This is a genomic window from Marinobacter sp. PE14 (assembly GCF_053566155.1).
In genome coordinates this window covers 616,550-637,392 of the sequence record NZ_JBQXNY010000001.1, presented here as the reverse complement: position 1 = coordinate 637,392, position 20,843 = coordinate 616,550, and the positions used below count along the sequence as shown (strand labels likewise).

General features: G+C 56.5%; 19 protein-coding genes. 13 read left to right on the top strand and 6 right to left on the bottom strand.

Annotation, left to right across the window (positions count from 1 at the left end; translation table 11 throughout):
• The first annotated feature begins 249 nt into the window (after positions 1-249).
• From ACWJ62_RS03120 to ACWJ62_RS03100, 5 genes are all read left to right on the top strand, one after another.
• Positions 250-1,410, top strand: a complete 1,161-nt coding sequence (locus ACWJ62_RS03120; RefSeq protein WP_062781787.1) for an acyl-CoA dehydrogenase family protein — start codon at positions 250-252, stop codon at positions 1,408-1,410.
• A 22-nt stretch (positions 1,411-1,432) separates the two neighbouring features.
• Positions 1,433-2,254 (top strand): enoyl-CoA hydratase/isomerase family protein, encoded by an 822-nt coding sequence (locus tag ACWJ62_RS03115; RefSeq protein ID WP_449284879.1) that lies wholly within the window; start codon positions 1,433-1,435, stop codon positions 2,252-2,254.
• 155 nt (positions 2,255-2,409) lie between these two features.
• Positions 2,410-4,380 carry an acetyl-CoA carboxylase biotin carboxylase subunit gene (locus ACWJ62_RS03110; protein WP_449284878.1) on the top strand — a complete coding sequence of 657 codons (1,971 nt, stop codon included), beginning with the start codon at positions 2,410-2,412 and terminating at the stop codon, positions 4,378-4,380.
• Positions 4,377-5,204 carry an SDR family oxidoreductase gene (locus tag ACWJ62_RS03105; protein WP_449284877.1) on the top strand — a complete coding sequence of 276 codons (828 nt, stop codon included), beginning with the start codon at positions 4,377-4,379 and terminating at the stop codon, positions 5,202-5,204. Before ACWJ62_RS03110 ends, ACWJ62_RS03105 begins: the two co-directional genes overlap by 4 nt.
• Positions 5,205-5,267: 63 nt before the next feature.
• A complete protein-coding gene (locus ACWJ62_RS03100) occupies positions 5,268-7,094 on the top strand; it encodes a long-chain-acyl-CoA synthetase (RefSeq protein WP_449284876.1) in 1,827 nt (608 codons plus the stop codon).
• A gap of 220 nt (positions 7,095-7,314) precedes the next feature.
• Here the strand turns inward: ACWJ62_RS03100 and ACWJ62_RS03095 are convergent, their stop codons facing one another.
• Both ACWJ62_RS03095 and ACWJ62_RS03090 read right to left on the bottom strand, forming a co-directional pair.
• Positions 7,315-8,295 (bottom strand): NADPH:quinone oxidoreductase family protein, encoded by a 981-nt coding sequence (locus ACWJ62_RS03095; RefSeq protein WP_449284875.1) that lies wholly within the window; start codon positions 8,293-8,295, stop codon positions 7,315-7,317.
• A gap of 145 nt (positions 8,296-8,440) precedes the next feature.
• Positions 8,441-9,007 (bottom strand): BLUF domain-containing protein, encoded by a 567-nt coding sequence (locus ACWJ62_RS03090; RefSeq protein ID WP_449284874.1) that lies wholly within the window; start codon positions 9,005-9,007, stop codon positions 8,441-8,443.
• Positions 9,008-9,199: 192 nt separating this feature from the next.
• On the opposite strand from ACWJ62_RS03090, the gene ACWJ62_RS03085 reads away from it, so the two are divergent.
• The 7 genes from ACWJ62_RS03085 to ACWJ62_RS03055 all read left to right on the top strand — a co-directional run bounded on the left by ACWJ62_RS03085 (position 9,200) and on the right by ACWJ62_RS03055 (position 15,536).
• Positions 9,200-9,817 (top strand): trimeric intracellular cation channel family protein, encoded by a 618-nt coding sequence (locus ACWJ62_RS03085; RefSeq protein WP_449284873.1) that lies wholly within the window; start codon positions 9,200-9,202, stop codon positions 9,815-9,817.
• A gap of 151 nt (positions 9,818-9,968) precedes the next feature.
• A complete protein-coding gene (locus tag ACWJ62_RS03080; RefSeq protein WP_449284872.1) occupies positions 9,969-11,267 on the top strand; it encodes an NCS2 family permease in 1,299 nt (432 codons plus the stop codon).
• A 30-nt stretch (positions 11,268-11,297) separates the two neighbouring features.
• The gene (locus ACWJ62_RS03075; RefSeq protein WP_064228603.1) at positions 11,298-11,840 is read left to right on the top strand and encodes an adenine phosphoribosyltransferase; all 543 of its coding nucleotides are present in this window, start codon (positions 11,298-11,300) and stop codon (positions 11,838-11,840) included.
• 23 nt (positions 11,841-11,863) lie between these two features.
• A complete protein-coding gene (locus ACWJ62_RS03070; protein ID WP_449284871.1) occupies positions 11,864-12,526 on the top strand; it encodes a fumarylacetoacetate hydrolase family protein in 663 nt (220 codons plus the stop codon).
• A gap of 49 nt (positions 12,527-12,575) precedes the next feature.
• On the top strand, positions 12,576-13,919 hold the full coding sequence (locus ACWJ62_RS03065) for an ABC1 kinase family protein (RefSeq protein WP_449284870.1): 1,344 nt from the start codon (positions 12,576-12,578) through the stop codon (positions 13,917-13,919).
• 233 nt (positions 13,920-14,152) lie between these two features.
• Positions 14,153-15,004: a hypothetical protein gene (locus ACWJ62_RS03060; protein WP_449284869.1), complete on the top strand. Its 852-nt coding sequence runs from the start codon at positions 14,153-14,155 to the stop codon at positions 15,002-15,004.
• Positions 15,005-15,074: 70 nt separating this feature from the next.
• A complete protein-coding gene (locus ACWJ62_RS03055; protein WP_449284868.1) occupies positions 15,075-15,536 on the top strand; it encodes a hypothetical protein in 462 nt (153 codons plus the stop codon).
• Here the strand turns inward: ACWJ62_RS03055 and ACWJ62_RS03050 are convergent.
• Together ACWJ62_RS03050 and ACWJ62_RS03045 are read right to left on the bottom strand one after the other, a co-directional pair.
• Entirely contained in the window at positions 15,523-16,197 is a 675-nt protein-coding gene (locus ACWJ62_RS03050; RefSeq protein WP_449284867.1) for an SIR2 family NAD-dependent protein deacylase, read from the bottom strand. The genes ACWJ62_RS03055 and ACWJ62_RS03050 overlap by 14 nt on opposite strands.
• Positions 16,197-17,600, bottom strand: coding sequence for an FAD-binding oxidoreductase (locus ACWJ62_RS03045; protein WP_449284866.1), 1,404 nt, complete (start codon positions 17,598-17,600; stop codon positions 16,197-16,199). The genes ACWJ62_RS03050 and ACWJ62_RS03045 overlap by 1 nt, the downstream gene beginning before the upstream one ends.
• A 190-nt stretch (positions 17,601-17,790) precedes the next feature.
• Between ACWJ62_RS03045 and serA the strand changes: the two genes are divergently transcribed.
• Complete coding sequence (serA, locus tag ACWJ62_RS03040; protein ID WP_008174043.1) at positions 17,791-19,020, top strand: phosphoglycerate dehydrogenase; 1,230 nt, start codon at positions 17,791-17,793, stop codon at positions 19,018-19,020.
• Between the two features lie 66 nt (positions 19,021-19,086).
• Here serA and ACWJ62_RS03035 read toward each other — a convergent pair whose 3' ends face one another.
• The gene (locus tag ACWJ62_RS03035; RefSeq protein ID WP_227507921.1) at positions 19,087-19,734 is read right to left on the bottom strand and encodes an OmpA family protein; all 648 of its coding nucleotides are present in this window, start codon (positions 19,732-19,734) and stop codon (positions 19,087-19,089) included.
• A gap of 47 nt (positions 19,735-19,781) precedes the next feature.
• Positions 19,782-20,789 carry an alpha/beta hydrolase gene (locus ACWJ62_RS03030; RefSeq protein ID WP_449284865.1) on the bottom strand — a complete coding sequence of 336 codons (1,008 nt, stop codon included), beginning with the start codon at positions 20,787-20,789 and terminating at the stop codon, positions 19,782-19,784.
• Positions 20,790-20,843 lie beyond the last annotated feature (54 nt).

The following is a 20,843-nucleotide window of genomic DNA, read 5'->3' as shown; positions in this document are numbered from 1 at the left end:
CGGGTCAACCACGAGTTATCGTTTTGGAAGAACAAAACTGCCAGCAGGCAGCAACAAATTTACAGACATAGGCAGGTGTGTGGGGCCGCTTCCAGAAAATGTCGGCGGCCAAGGATGGCCGACGCCAAGCGCACATGGATGTGCTCGTAGCGGTTTTCTGGAAGCGGCCCCACACACCTGCCGCCAAGCTAAAGAACGTGCACCAAAACAAATACGGCACGAACTCTCTACCAGCAGGAGAACAAAAACGTGAAATTCACAGCCGAACATGAAGCCCTTCGAAAAACCGTCCGCGATTTCGTGGAGAAGGAAATCAATCCCCACTGCGACGAGTGGGAAGCCGCCGGGGAATTCCCGATTCATGAGCTGTTCAAAAAGCTCGGCAACCTGGGAATCCTGGGCATCCAGAAGCCGGAAGAATACGGTGGCATGGGGCTGGATTACAGCTACAACCTGGTAGCGGCTGAAGAACTGGGCATGGCCCATTGTGGTGGTGTTCCGCTTGCCATCGGGGTGCAGACCGATATGTGTACTCCGGCTATTTCCCGGTTTGGATCTGATGAGCTGAAACGCAGCTTCCTGGCGCCGGCCATTGCTGGTGATATGGTGGGCTGTATTGGCGTCAGCGAGGTTGGTGCAGGTTCTGATGTGGCGGGAATGAAAACCACTGCCAAGAAAGACGGTGACGACTACATCATCAACGGCTCCAAGATGTGGATCACCAACAGCCCCAAGTCGGACTTCATCTGTCTGCTGGCCAACACCTCGGACGACAAGCCTCACAAGAACAAGTCTTTGATCATCGTGCCCACGAAAACGCCGGGCATCTCCTTCAGCCCGCATCTGAACAAGCTCGGCATGCGCTCTTCAGAAACCGCGCAGATTTTCTTTGACGACGTCCGTGTGCCCCAGCGCTACCGGATCGGCGCCGAGGGCACCGGCTTTATGATGCAGATGCTACAGTTCCAGGAGGAGCGGATCTGGGGTGCGGCGAACGTTATCAAGGCGCTGGAGAACTGCATCACCAAGACCATTGAGTATTGCCGCGAGCGGAAGACCTTCGGCCAGCCACTGATCGACAACCAGGTAATCCACTTCCGCCTGGCCGAACTGCAAACCGAAGTCGAGGCCCTGCGTGCCCTCACCTACCAGGCCTGTGAACTCCACGTTGAAGGCAAGGATGTGACCCGCCTGGCTTCCATGGCCAAGCTCAAGGCCGGGCGTCTTGGGCGTGAGGTTACAGACAGCTGCCTGCAGTACTGGGGCGGTAACGGTTACATGTGGGACAACCCGATCTCCCGGGCACACCGGGATGTTCGGCTGGTCTCCATCGGCGGTGGTGCCGACGAAATCATGCTGGGAATTATCTGCAAGATGATGGGCACCCTTCCGGGCAAGAAGCGCGACTAACAAACGGACGGTGGAGTCACTTATGGACCAGGTACCGCATTGCGAAACACTGCTTCTCGAAAAACAGGGCCCAACCCTGTTTATCACCATCAACCGACCGGACGTGCGCAACGCCATGAGCCTCGAGATGGTGGCGGAACTGTCCGCGGTGTTCACCCAGATTGAAAACGACCTGCACATTCGCGCCGTCGTCATCCGGGGCGCCGGTGGGCACTTCTGCGCCGGTGGTGATATCAAAGACATGGCCGGAGCCCGCGGCCAGAAAGCGGCCGAGGGTGAGGCGGACCCGTTCTATCGTCTGAACCGCGCCTTCGGTCAGATGATTCAACAGGTCAACGAATCCTCGAAAGTGGTCATCGCGATCACCGAAGGCGCCGTCATGGGCGGTGGATTCGGTTTGGCCTGCGTTTCCGACGTCGCCATCGCCGGGCCGAGCGCCAAGTTCGGCATGCCAGAAACCTCTCTCGGCGTAATTCCCGCGCAGATTGCGCCGTTTGTGGTTGAACGAATCGGCCTCACTCAGGCCCGACGACTGGCCCTGCTGGGTTTGAGAATCGATGCGAACGAAGCATGCAGTCTTGGCATTGTTCACCAGGCGGCTTCTTCAGAGGATGAACTGGAAGAGATGCTAACAAGCGCTCTGGATCGTGTCCGCCACTGTGCACCGGTTGCCACGGCAGTAACCAAAGCGTTGCTACACAGGGTTGGCCATGAACCCATGAGCGGTTTGCTGGACAGCGCGGCTGAAAAATTTGCGGAAGCCATCCGGGGAAGTGAAGGCACGGAGGGGACAATGGCCTTCATGCAGAAACGCCCACCAGCCTGGGCAGAATCCAACGACTGAGTTACGGGGGAGCGAGTGGGTTTGGGGTGGCTTTCAGGAAATGTCGGCGGCCAAGGATGGTCGACGCCAAGCGCACAGGGATGTGCTCGAAGCGGTTTCCTGAAAGCCACCCCACAGCCGCTCGCGGACTGGCACCAATAGATGAGACCAGCACCATGTTAAGAAAACTGTTAATAGCCAACCGAGGCGAAATCGCAGTCCGGATCATCCGCACAGCCAAAGCACTGGGATACCGCACCGTAGCCGTCTATTCCGAAGCCGACGCCAAAGCCATGCACGTGGAACTGGCCGACGAAGCCGTATGCATTGGCCCGGCACAGGTCTCAGCCTCCTACCTGAACAGCGATGCAATTCTCGAAGCCGCCCGCAAAACCGGCGCCGACTGCATCCACCCTGGTTATGGCTTCCTCTCCGAGAATGCCGCCTTCGCCAACGCCTGCAAAGAAGCCAGTTTGGTGTTTGTTGGTCCGCCCGCCTCGGCCATCGAACTCATGGGTAGTAAGCGCCGCTCAAAAATCGCCATGCAGGAAGCCGGCGTGCCAGTAGTGCCTGGCTATGAAGGCGACAACGCCAGCGATGACGAACTGATCGCCGCCGCCAAAGACATCGGCTACCCCCTGATGATCAAAGCCTCCGCCGGCGGTGGTGGCCGCGGCATGCGCCTGGTTGAAAGCGAGTCCGAACTGGCCGACAACATCAAACGGGCCCGTTCCGAATCAAAACAGGCCTTCGGCGACGACGAACTGATCCTAGAGAAAGCCGTGATTGAGCCCCGCCACGTGGAAATCCAGGTGTTTGCGGATCGCCACGGCAATGCGGTCTATCTGGGCGAACGGGACTGCTCGGTACAGCGCCGACACCAGAAAGTAGTGGAAGAAGCACCCTCCCCGTTTGTCACGCCGGAACTACGCCAGGCCATGGGTGAGGCTGCGGTCAAAGCGGCTCTGGCCTGCAATTACGAAGGTGCCGGCACCGTCGAGTTCCTGGTGGACAAACACCGGAATTTCTATTTCCTGGAAATGAACACCCGACTGCAGGTGGAACACCCTGTGACCGAGCTCATTACGGGCCAGGACCTGGTCGCCTGGCAGCTCAACGTGGCCGAGGGACGCCCGCTGCCACTCGCCCAGGATGATATTCACCTGAATGGCCATGCCATTGAGGTTCGACTCTATGCAGAAGATCCTGCCCACGGATTCACACCCCAGACCGGGCCGCTATACGCCTTTGAACCAGCCGAAAGCGAAGGTTTACGGTTTGATACCGGGGTACGATCGGGAGATGCGATCACTCCCCACTACGACCCCATGCTGGCCAAAGTAATTGCCTGGGGACAGAACCGCGACGAGGCCCGCCGGCGGCTGGTGCGCGCGCTTGAGGACACGAACGTGTTCGGTGTGACCACTAACCGCCATTTCCTGAGCCGGATCATCGCCGACGACACCTTCGGCGCCGGCGAGGCGACTACGGCCTTCCTCCAGCAGGCCTTCAGGGACGATCCGTCCCTTCAGCCGCAAACCTTGACCATTCGCCAGCTGGCCCTGGCCGCCTGCGTGCTCGACCATGGCAGTTCAGGCCAGAGCGCCTGGAGCAATGCGCCGGCCACCATGACGCCCATCAAGCTGGAAACCGGCGACACCACTGTCGAGCTACTGGTGACCCGCAGCGGCAACCGGTTGTCTGTCAGTATGGGCGAAACCCGGCATTCCCTGGTACTTGAAAGCCAGAGGGGTAGCCGTTTGTGCATTATCGACAACGGCGTACGTCAGACTTGCCAATATCACCGCCAGGGCGATTCCCTATATTTGCAGGCGTTCGGACAATCCTGGTCGGTGCGCGATGTTACTCACCAACCGGCCAGGACTGCCGGCGGTGCGGGCAGCGGTCGCATCCAGGCGACCATGGATGGCGCCATCATTGATGTGTTGGTTGAGGCTGGTCACAGCGTTCACCAGGGCGATACGCTGGTGATACTGGAAGCCATGAAAATGGAACATCCGGTGAAAGCCGACCGCGACGGTATTGTTAGCGCGGTCCAAGCCAGCAAAGGTGACCAGGTGAAACGAAGCCAGTTGCTGGTTGAGATTACTGCCAACGAGACGGCCGAACAGGAGAGCAACGCATGAGCACATTGCGGAACCGCACCGTTTTTATCACCGGCGCCAGCCGGGGCATTGGCCGGGCCATTGCCCTCGCCTGTGCCCGGCAGGGCGCCAACGTGGTGATTGCTGCCAAATCGGACACACCGCACCCGAAACTGCCCGGCACGATTCATACGGTGGCCGAGGAAGTGTGTGAAGCCGGCGGCCAGGCACTGCCACTGGTCCTGGATGTCCGTGATGAGAAGCAGATTCGCCAGCGTATCGATGAAGCTGGCGAACATTTCGGCGGCATCGACGCCCTTGTGAACAATGCCGGCGCCATCCGACTGACGGGCGTAGAAAACCTCAAGGTCAGTCGATATGACCTGATGCATCAGGTCAATGCACGGGCGGTGATGGCCTGCAGCCAAGCGGCCCTGCCCTGGCTGAAGGAGTCTGACCAGGCCCATATCCTGAGCCTGTCGCCGCCTCTCAACCTGAATACCCGGTGGTTCGCCCAGTATGGGCCCTACACCACCACAAAATACGCCATGACAATGCTGAGTCTGGGCATGGCCGAGGAATTCAAGCGTTATGGCATCGCGGTTAACACGCTGTGGCCAAAAACGCTGATTGCCACGGCAGCCATCGAATTTGAAGTGGGCGGCCCCCAGATGATGGCCCAGGGCCGAAAGCCGGACATCATGGCCGATGCCGCTGTCAGCATCCTCAACCGGTCGCCTGAAACCATGACTGGTCAGAACCTGATCGACGAGGTGCTGCTACGGCAGGACGGTATCACCGACTTCGAGCATTACCGGTACGAGCCGGGCGATAAGCCCCTGATGCCGGATCTGTTTCTGGACTGAGCCCGCGGCATGCGTTGTTCCGGGCTCAACGTCCACACAATAAAAGGGACCAATGGAAAAACCATGAGCCAAGACAACGTATCCGCATTGGACATTGCCCGCAGCCTGCCCGGAATATTCCGGCGCTTGCCGGCGATAACACGGGGGCTGTATTACTACGCCCTGAAAAACGAGAACCTGGAGCTTACGCTCGGCACTCTTATCGACAACAACGCTAAGAACCTGGGCGCCCGGCCCGCCATTCTGTTTGAGGACCGCTCGATCACCTGGAGCGAGTTGAATGACTGGGCTAACCGCATCGCCCGCTACTTGCAGGACCAGGGACTCGCCAAAGGGGATGCCATCGCGATATTCCTTGAAAACCGCCCCGAACTGCTTGCCGTGGTAGCCGGCGCTGCGAAACTCGGCGTCGCCTGCGCCATGCTCAACACCTCCCAGAAAGGCGAGGTACTCGAACACAGCATCAACCTGATCGAGCCCAAAATGGTGGTGGTTGGCGAGGAACTGGTTGAGGCGTTCGACGGCATAAAGGCACATCTCAAGACGGGCCATCCCAAGCCATTCCAGTTTGTGGCAGACACCAACACGCTGAACGCCTTTGGGGACGCACCGACCGGTTACGCCAACATGGGCGCGCAGGTCAGCACCTTCAACAGCGACGCCCCGGTTCTGAGCGATGCGCCGAAAATGGGGGATACCGCCATCTACCTGTTCACCTCCGGCACCACCGGCCTGCCCAAGGCCGCCCCGGGCTCACACCGCAAATTTATAATGGCCTACGGCGGGTTTGGCCTGATGTCTCTGGCCATGAAGCCGGAGGACGTTCTTTACTGCACGCTCCCCCTTTATCACGGCACCGCACTGCTGGTCTGCTGGGGCTCCGTCCTGGCCGGCGGCTCCGCCATTGCCCTGCGCCGCAAGTTCTCCGCCAGCGCCTTCTGGGAAGACGTTCGCTACTACCACGCCACCACCTTCGGCTACGTCGGCGAACTCTGCCGCTACCTGCTGAACCAGCCACCCAGCGAACAGGACCGGAACCACAGCCTCACAAAAATGATCGGCAACGGCCTCCGCCCGTCCATCTGGAAGGAATTCAAGCAGCGCTTCGGGATAGAGACAGTCGCAGAGCTCTATGCCTCCAGCGAGGGCAACATCGGCTTCAGTAACTTTTTCAATATGGACAACACGGTAGGCTTCTCTACCGCCCCCTACAAACTGGTGAAATTTCACGACGGCACACGGGATCCAGTTCGTAACGAAAAAGGATTCATGCAGGAAGTGGCTAAAGGCGAGCCCGGCCTGTTGATCGGCGAGATCACCAAGAAATGGTCGTTCGAGGGTTACACCCAGAAAGAGGCCACGGAAAAATCGATCCTCCGCAACGCTTTCAAGAAGGGCGACGCCTGGTTCAACACTGGCGATGTCCTGAAGGAAATCGGGTGCGGCCACCTGCAGTTCGTCGACCGTATGGGCGATACCTACCGCTGGAAGGGCGAGAATGTCTCAACGACGGAAGTGGAGAACATCATCGACGGCTCAGGATTGGTTGAGGAAGCCATCGTCTACGGCGTCGAAGTCCCCGGCACCAATGGCAAGGCTGGCATGGTAACGCTGGTTCCGAAAAGCAACGGCGCCCCGTTCGACGTCAACAAACTGTTCACGTATCTCCGGGATAACTTGCCGGCCTATGCCGTTCCGGTGTTCGTTCGAGTAACCCACGCCATCGAGAAAACGGGGACCTTCAAGTACCGGAAAGTGGATATCCAGAAGCTCGGGTATTCGCTTCGGAACGACGAGGAGGTCTATGCCTGGCTGCCTAGAACCAAGGGTTATACCTTGCTCACACCGGAGTTGGTTTCGAAGATTGATGGCGGGAAAGTCAGTTTTTGAGATCAGGCATGTTGTCGGATTACGACTGCGTCTAATCCGACCTACGGACTATAACTCCAAAGCTGGATGGTGAGAGTGGGCGGCCCCTCCCAAAAATGTCGGCGGCCATGAATGGCCGACGCCAAGCGCACATGGATGTGCTCGTAGCGGTTTTTGGGAGGGGCCGCCCACTCTCACCCACTCCAAGCCCCAGAAGGCTGGGGCAGGAGCCAGACCAGACTCAGGAGCCGACCTTCAACACCACCTTGCCGGTCGCTTTCCGCTCGGTCAAAGCCCCCAGTGCCTTTGCGTAATCCTCAAATTCGTAAACCGCACTGATCTTGGGATCAATCTTGCCCTCTGCATAGAGCTTCATCAGCTCCATCATGTTCTGGGCACTGGCTTCCGGCTCGCGTTGTGTGAAACTGCCCCAGAATACGCCGACCACGGAACAACCCTTCAGAAGAGTCAAATTTGCCGGAATTTTCGGAATGTCACCGGCCGCGAAGCCGATGATCAGGTGACGGCCATTCCAGCCCATGGCTCGGAGAGCCTGTTCCGTGAAGTCACCGCCGACGGGGTCGTAGATTACATCCACGCCTTTGCTGTGAGTGAGTTTCTTCACGGCGTCTTTAAGAGGCTCTTCAGAGTAATTGATCAACTCATCGGCGCCGGCTTCCTTGGCAACCGCAAGCTTTTCGGCCGAACTGGCGGCTGCGATAACCTTGGCGCCCATCGCTTTGCCCAGCTCAACCGTTGCCAGGCCCACGCCACCGCTGGCGCCCAGAACCAGAAGAGATTCGCCAGGCTGGAGGTTGCCACGCTGCTTCAGTGCGTAATAGGAAGTTCCATAAACCATGGTGAAGGCCGCTGCCTTCTCGTCAGACATGCCGTCGGGAACCGGGAGAAGATTCTGCTCCGGCACGATGACTTCTTCGGCAAAGGCGCCATAACCCGTCAGCCCGGCAACACGATCGCCTACTTTGAAACGAGTTACTTTGTCGCCAACCTCGATAACCTCACCCGCCATTTCGCCACCCGGGGAAAAAGGCAGGCTCGGCTTCAACTGATATTTGTTCTCTATGATGAGGGTGTCCGGGAAATTCAGGCCGGCGGCTTTGACGCGTACTTTTACACCGCGGCCTTTCACTTCGGGACTTGGGACTTCTTCGATGACCAGCTTCTCGGCCGGACCATATTCCTTGCAGAGGATGGCTTTCATGAGCGCTCCGTTTTTGTTTGATCGGATTACAGGCTACGTTCTCCTGTGATGGTTATCCGTCAAGCTAAACAGAGTCTTATCATGAAGCAAATAAAGTTCTTTTATCTAAACGCATAAGCGGCGTTTATTTCTTACAGCAAATCCATCAGAGCATTGTCCCGCCGATCACCAGAGCCCCTACCAGAACCAGGCCGGCCACAATCAGGCCCACTTTCATCCCGGAAGACAGGACCTGAGGCGCATTGCCGACAGACTTGGGATCATCACGGTTAGCCACATTCTGATTCTGGCTGGAGTTGCGCACGAGCTCTATCATCGTCTCACACTGTTGCGAAGTGAACGAAGACGGGTTAAAGGATTCGAGTCCCTGATCGTCCAGAAATGTCCGAACGTCCCTCGAGAGCGGCACGTATTTCATGGACCAGTTACTGAACGTTCGGTTCTTCAAAGGTTCTTCTATTAAAGTGACGATGTTGCGATGGCGGTCGTCCTTAAGGATCCTGTCATAAGTGCGACGCACTGCATCCTCTTCACCTTCCAGATACTGGAAAAACCGGTCGTTTCCGTAATATAGGCCACCAACCAACTGATCTTTGGCATTGTTCTTACGGGAAGTCATCAGAATTCGTGCAACGTGGGGCTCGACACCCTTTTCTACCGGTTTGGCTTCGAACGTGGCTTCACTGGCATAGGCCAGGCGCATCAAGGACATAGCAACTCCGTACAACAGGATACAGGTAAGTTGAATGCAAGATACGTACAGAACTGTCGCTATGGATCACAGTCCGGATCGGTCGCTTCCTGGCAGTTCTCTGGCCTCAGGTGAAAGCCATCGGCTTTTTCGCTATCCTGCGCGCTTTCGCTTTAGGCATTCGGCCACTCCTGGCCTATCTCGGGGCTAGCCATGATCGACATCATCTACGTGCTTGAAATGGTTGGAATCGTCGCGTTTGCGATTTCCGGCATGATTGTGGCGCGCTCCAAAAATATGGATCCTGTGGGCGTATTTACTATCGGATTCATCACGGCACTCGGTGGTGGCACCCTGCGTGACCTGATTATGGACAACCACCCTCTTTACTGGATCAAGCACGAAGAGCAACCGATGCTGATTCTGGCCATAGCGGTTGTCTTCAGCTATTGGAAAAAGGCAGAGCGGCTGCGGGAATCCAGAATTGTGTTCCCCGACGCCATCGGGCTGGGCGTTTTTTCCATCCTTGGCGCCCAACTGGCCCTGGATTTGGGACATTCGTGGTTTGTCGCTTCACTTCTCGGAGTGATGACAGGCACCTTTGGCGGCGCCCTGCGGGATACCCTCTGTAACGAAGTACCCTATATCTTCCGCAAAGACCAGATCTATGCCTCGATCTCCTTTGCCGGATGCTGGCTATACTTTGTCTGCCAGTGGTTCCTCGACAACGAAGCCCTGCCTCTGACCATTGGCCTGCTTTTTATCGTGATTGTGCGGATGCTGGCGGTCCGCTTCGATATCCGGCTCCAGCGTGACTCCCACAGCAACTAGCACCACATTCACTTTGACGGAGTGTCAATCATCCCTTGGCCTGAGGAGGCTGAGCCGGTAACATTGCCGTTTTTTCACGCAATCCAAGAATTCCGCCCAGACCAGACTCCTAAACACAAACCTTCAGCATCCTGTGAGGCAGACACCCGTCATGCTTGAACGACTGTTCCAACTGCAGGCCCACGGCACCACTGTTCGTAAAGAAGTGGTTGCGGGCATTACCACCTTCCTGACCATGGCGTACATCATTGTGGTCAACCCGAGCATACTGTCATCCACCGGCATGGATTTCGGGGCTGTGTTCGTTGCTACCTGCCTTGCAGCCGTGATCGGCACCCTGATCATGGGGCTGTGGGCCAACTACCCGATCGCCCTGGCGCCAGGCATGGGGTTGAACGCCTTTTTCTCCTTCACAGTCGTTGGCAGTATGGGCTACAGCTGGCAGGTGGCACTGGGGGCTGTGTTCATCTCCGGCTTCCTGTTCTTCCTGCTCAGCATTTTCAAGGTCCGCGAATGGATCATAAACAGCATCCCCATGTCCCTGAGGTTCGGCATCTCCGCGGGCATCGGCTTCTTCCTGGCCCTGATCGCCCTGAAGAATGCCGGCATTGTTGTGGATCATCCCGCCACGCTTGTAGGCCTGGGCGAAGTGAAGGTTGCAGAGAGTCTTCTTTTCTTCGGTGGCTTCGTGTTGATTTGCGCACTGTCCTTCCGTCAGGTAACCGGCGCCGTCATGATTGGTATTATTGCGGTTACCGGCGTAGCCATGGCACTGGGAATGGTGGAGTACAACGGTCTGGTTTCAGCACCCCCGAGCATAGCGCCGACGTTCATGCAGCTGGACCTGGCGGGCGCCCTGAATATCGGCATGATCAGCGTGATCTTTGCGTTTCTGTTCGTCGATCTGTTTGATACATCCGGCACCCTGATCGGCGCTGCACAGCGAGGCGGCCTCCTCGACAAGGACGGCAAACTGCCGCGCCTCGGCCGGGCCCTGATGTCGGACTCGGTTGCGACCATGTCCGGTGCCGCCCTCGGTACCTCAACCACCACCAGTTACATCGAATCCACCGCGGGCATCTCCGCCGGCGGGCGAACCGGCCTGACTGCTGTGGTTGTTGCCGCACTGTTTCTCGCGTGTTTGCTGCTATCACCGATCGCCAGCATCATTCCTGCCTACGCCACGGCCCCGGCACTGCTTTATGTGGCGGTTCTGATGGCCAGCGGCCTCAAACTGATTGACTGGGACGATGTCACTGACGCAGCCCCTGCTGTGGTCACCGCCCTGATGATGCCTTTGACCTTCTCCATTGCCAACGGCATCGCCCTGGGATTCATCACCTACGCCATCCTGAAGGCACTCAGTGGCCGCTGGGCAGATCTGAACGCCAGTGTTGTTATCATTGCTGTTGTTTTTGTTCTGAAATTCATTTTCCTGGACGCGGCCTGATCCGCCTCCAGGGCATTAACCGGAACGTTTATGGATTATTTTTCTGAAAGCATCAAAAAGGCCATTCGTACGGTCCCTGACTGGCCAAAGCCAGGCGTGGCCTTTCGCGATATAACCACGGTACTGCAGGACAAAACCGCCTTCCGGAAATTGATCGATGCCTTCGTACACCGCTACCACGGCCACAAGATTGATGCCGTGGCAGCGGTGGATGCCCGCGGCTTCATCATCGGCTCGGCCCTGGCCTATGAGCTCAACGCGTCCCTGGTGCTGGTCCGCAAGAAAGGCAAGCTGCCGTTCGATACGCTGGTGGAAGACTACGAGCTTGAATACGGCACTGCCTCCGTGGAGCTGCACAAGGATGCCTTCAAGCCGGGCGATAAAGTGGTCCTGGTGGACGACCTGATTGCCACCGGTGGCACTATGCTGGCGGCTACCCGCCTGATCCGCAGGATCGGAGCGGAGATTGTGGAAGTGGCAGCCATGATCGACCTTCCGGATCTCGGTGGCTCGCGCAAGCTGCAGGACGAAGGTCTTCAGGTTTATACTGTTTGCTCGTTTGAAGGGGAATAATCAACAGCAACCAGGAGGCGACCATGCCGGATTACCAACACCACTGGAAAGATGGGACACCCGTCCATCTGCCGCTGGGAAAGATCGTCTGCATTGGTCGCAACTACGCCGAGCACGCCTGGGAGCTCAATAACCCGGTGCCGGATGAACCACTGCTGTTCATCAAACCCGCAACCTCTGCGGTGCATATTACCCGCCCCCTGGATTTTCCGAGAGACGAGGGGGCGGTTCACTTCGAGACCGAACTGGCGGTTCTGATCGGTCGCCCCTTGACCCGGGCTTCAGCCAGTGAGGCCGAATCCGCGATACTGGGCTACGGTCTGGCGCTGGACCTGACTCTGCGAGACCTGCAGAGCAAACTCAAAGAGAAGGGCCAGCCCTGGGAAAGAGCGAAAGGCTTCGATGGTGCCTGTCCGCTTTCGCCGTTTGTTGCGGCCAATAAGTTTTCCGATGCCCCCATTCACTTCACAATGGACATCGATGGCAACCGCCAGCAAACGGGCGATACGGGCGATATGCTCAATCCCATTATTCCCCTGATCGCCCACATCAGCAGCCAGTTCACCTTGCTGCCCGGCGATGTGGTGCTTACGGGAACGCCCAAAGGCGTTGGCCCGCTGATTTCTGGCCAGACCCTGTCGCTTGAACTGGAAGACCTGCTGTTCGTGGAGACCAAAGTGGTTTAACGTGCAGGGCCGGCTAAACCCAAATCCGGTCAAAGGCGTACATCTGTTTATGGCAAAGAAACCGGTAACCTCCCGACGTGGTCGCTTCTTCAAACTCGCTGGCATGACGGCCTCTGTAGCAGGTCAGTATGCTGGTCAGCGCGCGCGTCGACTATTCCGCTCAGAAAATGACGAGGGCGCCCAGAGCGAAAGCTACACCCGCATGGCCGACCAGATTGCCGATACCCTCGGCGAACTGAAAGGGGCGGTCATGAAAGTGGGGCAGATCGCTTCCCAGACCCAGGACTTTCTGCCCAAGGAATTCTCGGACGCGCTGGAGAAACTCCAAAAAGAAGCGCCGCCCATGCCGTTCGAGGTCATCGTGGGGCAAATCGAATCGGAACTGGGCAAACCGGTCTCCGAGCTTTTTGAGTACCTGCAGGAGACGCCCTACGCTGCGGCCTCCATCGGCCAGGTGCATCGCGCCCGGCTTCACGATGGCACAGATGTTATTGTGAAAATTCAGTACCCTGGCGTTGACGAATCCTGTGATTCAGATCTCAAGCAACTGCGCATGGCGCTGAGACTGGGCGGCCTGCTGAAAATGCCCAAGGAGTCGGTCGACCGGCTGTTCGCTGAAATCCGGGAGCGGCTGAAGGAAGAACTGGATTACGAGAACGAAGCACGGAACATTGAACTCTTCCGGGAGTTCCACAAAGATCAGCCCTGGGTTCTCATCCCAGCTGTGGCGAAGAGCCATTCAACCCGCCGGGTTCTGACGCTGGAACTGGTTGAAGGGGATCACGTCAGCAAGATTACGAAAGACCGGTACGATCAGGACACCATCAACCTGATCGGGCACCGGATCTTCACGCTCATGGCGGACCAGCTTTTCCGCTTCCAGTGCATACATGGTGACCCCCACGCCGGCAACTTCGCCTACCGGCCCGATGGCTCCATCGTCATGTACGACTTCGGCTGCGTGAAAAAGCTCAAACCGGAGATCATCGAAGCCTACCGGAATGCCCTGGTTTCAGCACTGGAGGAGGATTACGAAGCGCTGGATCGGCACCTGATCGACCTGGGCGCAAGGGTCGGCAGCCAGCCTGCCGTGGATGAAGCCTACTACGCCATGTGGCGGGATATTCTGGTGGTACCCTTCGAACAGCGTGATGTGCCCTACGACTTTGCCGAGGCGGACATCCACAAACGCGTGGCAGAGAAAACCAGCACCGTTTTCAAATACCTGGATTACTTCAAGCCACCGGTGGAAAGCATCTTTATAGACCGGATGATTGCCGGACACTACTGGATGCTGAAGCGGTTGGGCGTTCAGGCCGCTTTCAGAGAAGAGCTGGAGAGATATCTCCTAGACCCATTGCCAAACAGCCAGATAGAGACGACGAAACGTTAATACGTCGAGCGAGGGGCACCCCACACCTTGAGCTCAGCAGAAATAATAGCCAAGTATGCGGTACTTATTCGACCAGCCTCAGATGCAGGCATCGCCTCCCTTGTAACATTTCATTCGCAGACCTTTAAATATTGCAAAATGTTCTCAACGACTCTATTTCCCTTTGTTCTGGATCTATACGATTACGCGGCGGTTTATTAATACATATTAAGAATCAGGAAAATGGAGCACAAATGAACACCAAGGGAATATTTTCACTTGCTATTGTTTTCAGCATCTTGACAGGATGCGTGGCGGCCCCGATTGAGCGCCAGACTGGAGAGCTGGATTTAAAATATGAGTCTGAAAGATCATCCAAGACTCATCCACAAACAATTGCGATCGTAAGTCCTAAGCTTGCCGGGTACGAATCAACTCAAGCAACCAGCTACAACGGAATGCCACTCCCTCAGACCACTGCAGACTTCAACCAGCGCTTTTATCAGGGGCGGTACCCGAACACTCTGGAAACAGCACTCGGCGAGGGCTTTCAGAAGCTCATTACTGACAAAGGATTCCGCTTTGTTGGCCCGTACCGGAGTTTCGACGAGATTACATATACTGACAAGAAGGACACCTACCTCGCCATCATTCCTTCTCTTGATCTGGAATTCAGCAAGGCCGCTTCTCGCCCCGATTGCTCTGGCGCTCGCTGCGTCGAGGAAGGCCGCTTCTCCATCAGCGGCGATTTTTCGTTCAAGCTAGTTGAACCACTCACCATGCAAACCTTTATGACCAAGCGAATCTCGCTTCAAGATCTCGATATTTCAAAGGAATACCGAGCTATTTTCGACAATCCTGGTCATAACAAGAACGACCTTGTCGGTCTTGCACTGAATACTGCATTTGAACAAATTGAAAAAGCCAGCAATCAGGGACAGGTCGACAATAGTAAGAATATCGACACCAGCGACAAGGCCCTTGCTGAGGCAGTAAACGAGTTTTACGCCGCCGCAATGGGCCGCTTGGACACCTACCTTCAATCAGAGGAAATTCTGAGCTTCTCCAGAGACGTTGAGGCATTGAAGGATCGCAAGCGTTATTAATTGAATCCCCACAGTTGAAAAGCAGGGGGCGAACAGCCCCTGCTTTGGCCCCATTCCAAATGGAAAAAAAATGGAAAAAGTAAAAGCAGCCTTGGCGTTTTCAGCCCTAGCAACAATAAGCGGTTGTTCGGTGATTGGCGGCGGAAGCGGAACGAACTATGAGAACTATGAGAGCAACGCCTGCGACATTGAGGTGAGGAATGAAGGATCTTTCCTCTCTGGGCATCATATCGAAGGCGTTACTGGCCGACGCGAAATACACAACGAACACATGGAACGGATGGCAGCCTACCTGATGGCAGAGGGTTACGACATTCGCACCAAGAATCGTGAAAACCAATTCACCGGCGTATTCTTTTCCAATGGCAAGCAGTACCACATGGCCATTAGTGTCGACAAGCAGCCTTCAAGCGAAGAACGACTGAAACTCACTTTTTCGACACCTCCCTTTATCGGTCTTCTAACCAGCCAGGTTCGAGAGGAATTCTGCAAAATAGAAGCAACAGCAGCGTTCGGAACTACAACCCGCTAACCCACTCGGCAACACCCTCAACGGCACCCTTGCGGATAAACCGGGCCCGTGACACTGAAGCCGGCTCGCCTGGGTCGATCACAGTGATGGGCACGTCCCTGTCCACTTCGTACACCAGCCCGGCCGCCGGGTATACCTGCAGAGACGTTCCCACAATCAGCAGGTGATCGGCCGTGCGGACAACGTCGGCAGCCTTGTCGAGCATGGGCACTTCCTCGCCAAACCAGACAATATGAGGACGAAGCTGGGCGCCACGGTCGCAGGTGTCGCCCAGGTTGATATCACGATAACCGATGTCGTAAACCAGCTCCGGATATTTTGAACTGCGCGCCTTGGTAAGCTCACCGTGAAGATGAATGACGTTGCTCGCACCACCCCGTTCGTGAAGATCGTCCACGTTCTGGGTGACCACGGTAACCCGGTAGCGCTGCTCAAGCTCCGCCAGCAGCTGATGGGCCCGGTTCGGTTGGGCGTAGGCAAGCTGGCGGCGGCGGTCATTGTAGAACCGCAGCACCAGCTCCTGATTGCGCGCAAACGCCTCGGGCGTGGCCACATCGTAGACGCTGTGCTGCTCCCACAACCCGCCGTTGTCCCGGAAGGTTGAGAGACCACTTTCGGCGCTTATGCCTGCGCCTGTCAGCACTACGATATGATCCTGCATCAGTCGAAAATCTTGCCGGGGTTCATGATTCCGTTGGGATCGAATACCTGCTTGATCCCTCTAAGGTAGGCGATTTCCGCCTCGCTGCGCGTGTACTTCAGATAAGGCTTCTTGGTCATGCCCACGCCGTGCTCTGCAGAGACACTGCCCTGATAGCGCTCGACTATTTCGAACACCCATTTGTTGACCTGCTGGCACTTCTCGAAGAAATCCTCGTTGGCCATATCTTCCGGCTTGAGGATGTTGAGGTGCAGGTTGCCATCACCGATATGGCCGAACCAGATAATCTCGAAGTCCGGATAATGCTCGGTGACAACCGCGTCGATTTCCTGCAGAAAGCCCGGCACCTTGGAAACGACCACGGAAATGTCATTCTTGTAGGGCGTGCGGGGCGCAATGGATTCGGAAATGCGCTCGCGCAGTTGCCACAGGTTCTGGGCCTGAGTTTCACTCTGGCTAATCACGCCATCCAGCACCCAACCGTTCTCCACGCATTGCTCAAAGAGGGCCATGGCATCGTCCATCACCTGATCGGAGACAGCTTCGAACTCCAGCAGCGCGTAGTACGGCGCCTCGGTTTCAAACGGCGCCTGAACCTGACCATGGGCCAGTACGTGTCCCATGGCCTGATGGGAGAAAAACTCATAGGCGGTGAGGTCGATCTTTTTCTGGAAGGTCTGCAGCACGTCCATGGTGTTGGTCAGGTCGTTCAGACCCAGTACCAGTACCGTCAGGTTATCCGGCTTACGGGACAGCTTCATGGTGGCTTCCGTGATAAAGCCCAGTGTGCCCTCCGCGCCGATGAACAGATGCCGCAAATCGTACCCGGTGTTGTTCTTCTCCAGATCCTTGTTCAGATCCAGGATATCGCCCTTACCGGTCACGACCTTGAGACCGGCAACCCAGTCCCGGCTCATACCATAGCGAATTACCTTGATACCGCCAGCGTTGGTAGACAGATTACCCCCGAGCTGGCTGGAACCGGCGGAGGCAAAATCTACCGGGTAATAGAGACCGTTCTCCTCGGCTGCATTTTGCAACTGTTCCGTCACAACGCCAGCCTGGCATCGAACCGTGCGGTCACTGGCGTTGAAATCCAGGATCTGATTCATGTTGTCGAACGCCACAACCACTTCCCCGTTGGCAGCCACTGCGCCGGCACTCAAGCCTGTGCGGCCGCCGGAGGGCACCAGTGCCACCTGATTCTCGTTGGCGAACTTTACCAGTGCCTGAACCTGCTCCGTGGTCTTGGGTAACGCGATCGCCAGGGGCTTGGGTGGGTAAATCTTGGTCCAGTCCTTGCCGTAAGTGTCCAGATCCGCCGGGTCGGTCAGTACCTTGCCGGGCGCGTCGCCGGTGGCCATCAGGTCTTTGAGGGAAGCAATGATCTGTTCAGAATTCATGGATTTTTCGGTCTCGTCAGGTTTGGGCCGGAGCATCCTGCAACAGGAATCACAGACAGTTGATTCAGGCAAACCGGCGCGCTGTGAAAATCTTGGTTTATGGTATCATACCGCCCCTGTTCTGTGAGCCAGCCCCGACGATCACTGGCCACGGGTCATTTCACGTGACGAAAGGTTCGGAAGCAAGCCCATGTCAAATACGTCTCTTGAGAAGAGCAAAATCCGTATCCTGCTGCTGGAAGGCGTGCATCAATCTGCCATTGATACGCTGAATGCTGCGGGCTATACCAACATTGAGTACCTGTCTCACTCGCTGGCCGAGGAAGAGCTGATCGAGAAGATTGCCGATGCGCACTTCGTCGGCATCCGTTCCCGCACTCAGCTGACCGAGAAAGTATTTGAAGCCGCCAAAAAGCTGGTGGCCGTGGGTTGCTTCTGTATTGGCACCAACCAGGTGGATCTGCAGGCGGCCACCCGGCGCGGTATTGCCGTTTTCAATGCGCCCTTCTCCAACACCCGGAGCGTCGCCGAACTGGTTCTCGCCCAGGCCATTCTGCTCCTGCGCGGTGTCCCGGAGAAAAACGCCAAGGCCCATCGCGGCGAGTGGCTGAAATCCGCCAAGGACAGCTATGAAATCCGTGGCAAAAAACTGGGCATTATCGGCTACGGCAACATCGGCACCCAGTTCAGCGTCCTGGCCGAGGGCCTGGGCATGGATGTTTACTTCTACGATGTCGTCTCAAAACTGTCGATCGGCAACGCCACCCAGGTAGGTACGCTCCAGGAGCTGCTTAACATTGCCGATGTGGTCAGCCTGCACGTACCGGAAACCCCGGCCACCAAGTACATGTTCAAGGCCGAGCAGTTCGCCCAGATGAAACCCGGCAGCATTCTCATGAATGCCTCCCGCGGCACCGTGGTGGACATCGACGCCCTGGCCGATGCGCTGGGCAGCGGCAAACTGCTGGGTGCTGCCATTGACGTATTCCCGGTTGAGCCCAAGTCCAACGACGAGGAATTTGTCTCTCCGCTGCGGGAGTTCGACAATGTCATACTGACCCCGCATGTTGGCGGCTCCACCATCGAAGCCCAGGCAAACATCGGTCGGGAAGTGGCGGAAAAACTGGCCATGTACAGCGACAACGGCACCTCGGTTTCTTCCGTGAACTTCCCGGAAGTCGCTTTGCCGTCACACCCCAATCAGCACCGTCTGCTGCACATCCACGAAAACGTGCCCGGCGTGATGTCCGAGATCAACCAGGTGTTTTCGGAGAATGGCATCAACGTTTGTGGCCAGTATCTGCAGACCAAGGAAGACATCGGCTATGTTGTCGTCGACGTGAACAAAGAGTACGGCGAACTGGCACAGGAAAAGCTGCTCAAAGTGAAAGGGACCATTCGCTGCCGCGTACTGTTCTGATTCACTGACAGAAACAAAAAAACCGGAGCCTTTGCTCCGGTTTTTTTATGGCTGCGAACGCCCTGCTTACTGCATGGGCACCAGCGTCAGCTCAACACGACGGTTTTGCTCACGGCCGGCCGCGGTATCATTGGAGGCAACCGGGTAGCGTTCGCCGTAGCCAACAGCCCGGGTACGCTTCGGCTCAATACCCTGGTTCAGGAGGAAGTCACGCACGGATGAGGCGCGACGCTCACTGAGCAGCTGGTTGTAGCTGTCAGAGCCGGAGCTGTCGGTATGCCCCTCGATCTGGATGATGGTCTTGTCATACTCCTTCAGCACCAGAGCCACGGATTCCAGTGTTCCGCTGAATGACGGCTTGATGCTCGATTCATTCAGATCAAAGGTAATATTGCCTGGCATCACCAGCTCGATCTCATCGCCGTTGCGCACCACGCGAACACCAGTGCCCTCCAGCTGGCGACGCAGCTCGGCTTCCTGTTTGTCCATGTAGTAACCAACGCCACCACCAATGGCCGCGCCGCTGGCTGCGCCAATCAGCGCACCTTTTCCGCGATCACTCTTGCTGGAGGTTGCCGCACCGATAGCCGCACCACCAATAGCGCCGATGATGCTTCCCTTGGTCGCATTCGAAGTTTTCTCTTCACCGGTGTAGGGGTCATAGGTCATACAACCGCCGAGACCGAAAGTTGCCACCATAAATACAAGAATCATCTTCTTCACAGCTTTCTCCTGTGCCTGGTTTCTTCAGCCAACCCGATTTAACGGGTCTTTTCCGCCGAATTCGTGAATGTATCAATAATGGTATTGAATACGGTTGCCTGCAAATCCTGAGCTTCGTTCACAAGATGATGACGTCCGTCAGGGATTTTCCGTTCCTCAACCGAGGAAAATTTATTCCGGATAATACGCAGATTGTGCTGCCAGTCGACTGTCAGATCCTTCTCACCTTGCACGACGGTCACCGGAAAGTCGACAGGCCGCGCAGATTCGATATGGGGCACCCATTTTCGAAGTGCGCTTACCCAATCGACATGCACTGCCCTCGCCTGGAGCGGGTCATACTCCCGCAAGAATTTGAGAAAACGACTGTTGCTACTGTTCTCGGCGAACACTCGGCGCCAGCGGGATATAAACGGTTTTGCGATGCTATGAAGCACCTTTGCTCCTAACCAGCCCGCAGGTCTTACGAGAGGAGCGAGAAGCACCACTCTCCGGAAGTCGGAAGTCTGCTGGTTGTGCTGGTTGGACAACAGGTAATCAATCAGGATCGCCCCACCGGTGCTCTGTCCGACCGCGAACCAGGGCTGACGCAACTTGTCCCTGACCTCGGCCATCACGTCTGACAGAACGCCCTGATACTCCAGGAAACTGCCAATGGCTGCGGGCGTGCCGCTGGAAAGGCCATGGCCGGGCTGATCGTAAGCGAGCACATCAAATCCGGCTCCCAGGCACCGATCGATCAACTGGCTGTACAACCCGACGTGGTCAAAATAGCCGTGCAGAATAAACACCGTGCCACGTTCTGTCGACTCGTCCGGCAACCGGAAATAATGCACCATGACTTCATGACCGCAAGCTTTGACGTAACCCTGATGATAAGCAACGTCCGGATGTTCCACCCAGAGATCCAGCCCATAAAAACGACAATAGGCCACCATTTCATCACTGAGATCACGCGAGCATGTCGGGTCGAAGAGTTCGAGTCTGTCCAGGAGTGAGTGCCTGTCCCAGTCCGGTATTTCTATGGTATCCGTTTTCCAGTACACGTAGAGTTAAACGCCTGTCATGAATGAGTTATCGAATTCGGGCTTTCAATCCTA

Bases quoted from the DNA above. Each gene is read 5' to 3' on its own strand.
- ACWJ62_RS03115 (WP_449284879.1), top strand. From the start codon at position 1,433: ATGGACCAGGTACCGCATTGCGAAACACTGCTTCTCGAAAAACAGGGC.
- ACWJ62_RS03110 (WP_449284878.1), top strand. From the start codon at position 2,410: ATGTTAAGAAAACTGTTAATAGCCAACCGAGGCGAAATCGCAGTCCGG.
- ACWJ62_RS03105 (WP_449284877.1), top strand. From the start codon at position 4,377: ATGAGCACATTGCGGAACCGCACCGTTTTTATCACCGGCGCCAGCCGG.
- ACWJ62_RS03100 (WP_449284876.1), top strand. From the start codon at position 5,268: ATGAGCCAAGACAACGTATCCGCATTGGACATTGCCCGCAGCCTGCCC.
- ACWJ62_RS03095 (WP_449284875.1), bottom strand. From the start codon at position 8,295: ATGAAAGCCATCCTCTGCAAGGAATATGGTCCGGCCGAGAAGCTGGTC.
- ACWJ62_RS03090 (WP_449284874.1), bottom strand. From the start codon at position 9,007: ATGTCCTTGATGCGCCTGGCCTATGCCAGTGAAGCCACGTTCGAAGCC.
- ACWJ62_RS03085 (WP_449284873.1), top strand. From the start codon at position 9,200: ATGATCGACATCATCTACGTGCTTGAAATGGTTGGAATCGTCGCGTTT.
- ACWJ62_RS03080 (WP_449284872.1), top strand. From the start codon at position 9,969: ATGCTTGAACGACTGTTCCAACTGCAGGCCCACGGCACCACTGTTCGT.
- ACWJ62_RS03075 (WP_064228603.1), top strand. From the start codon at position 11,298: ATGGATTATTTTTCTGAAAGCATCAAAAAGGCCATTCGTACGGTCCCT.
- ACWJ62_RS03070 (WP_449284871.1), top strand. From the start codon at position 11,864: ATGCCGGATTACCAACACCACTGGAAAGATGGGACACCCGTCCATCTG.
- ACWJ62_RS03065 (WP_449284870.1), top strand. From the start codon at position 12,576: ATGGCAAAGAAACCGGTAACCTCCCGACGTGGTCGCTTCTTCAAACTC.
- ACWJ62_RS03060 (WP_449284869.1), top strand. From the start codon at position 14,153: ATGAACACCAAGGGAATATTTTCACTTGCTATTGTTTTCAGCATCTTG.
- ACWJ62_RS03055 (WP_449284868.1), top strand. From the start codon at position 15,075: ATGGAAAAAGTAAAAGCAGCCTTGGCGTTTTCAGCCCTAGCAACAATA.
- ACWJ62_RS03050 (WP_449284867.1), bottom strand. From the start codon at position 16,197: ATGCAGGATCATATCGTAGTGCTGACAGGCGCAGGCATAAGCGCCGAA.
- ACWJ62_RS03045 (WP_449284866.1), bottom strand. From the start codon at position 17,600: ATGAATTCTGAACAGATCATTGCTTCCCTCAAAGACCTGATGGCCACC.
- serA (WP_008174043.1), top strand. From the start codon at position 17,791: ATGTCAAATACGTCTCTTGAGAAGAGCAAAATCCGTATCCTGCTGCTG.
- ACWJ62_RS03035 (WP_227507921.1), bottom strand. From the start codon at position 19,734: ATGATTCTTGTATTTATGGTGGCAACTTTCGGTCTCGGCGGTTGTATG.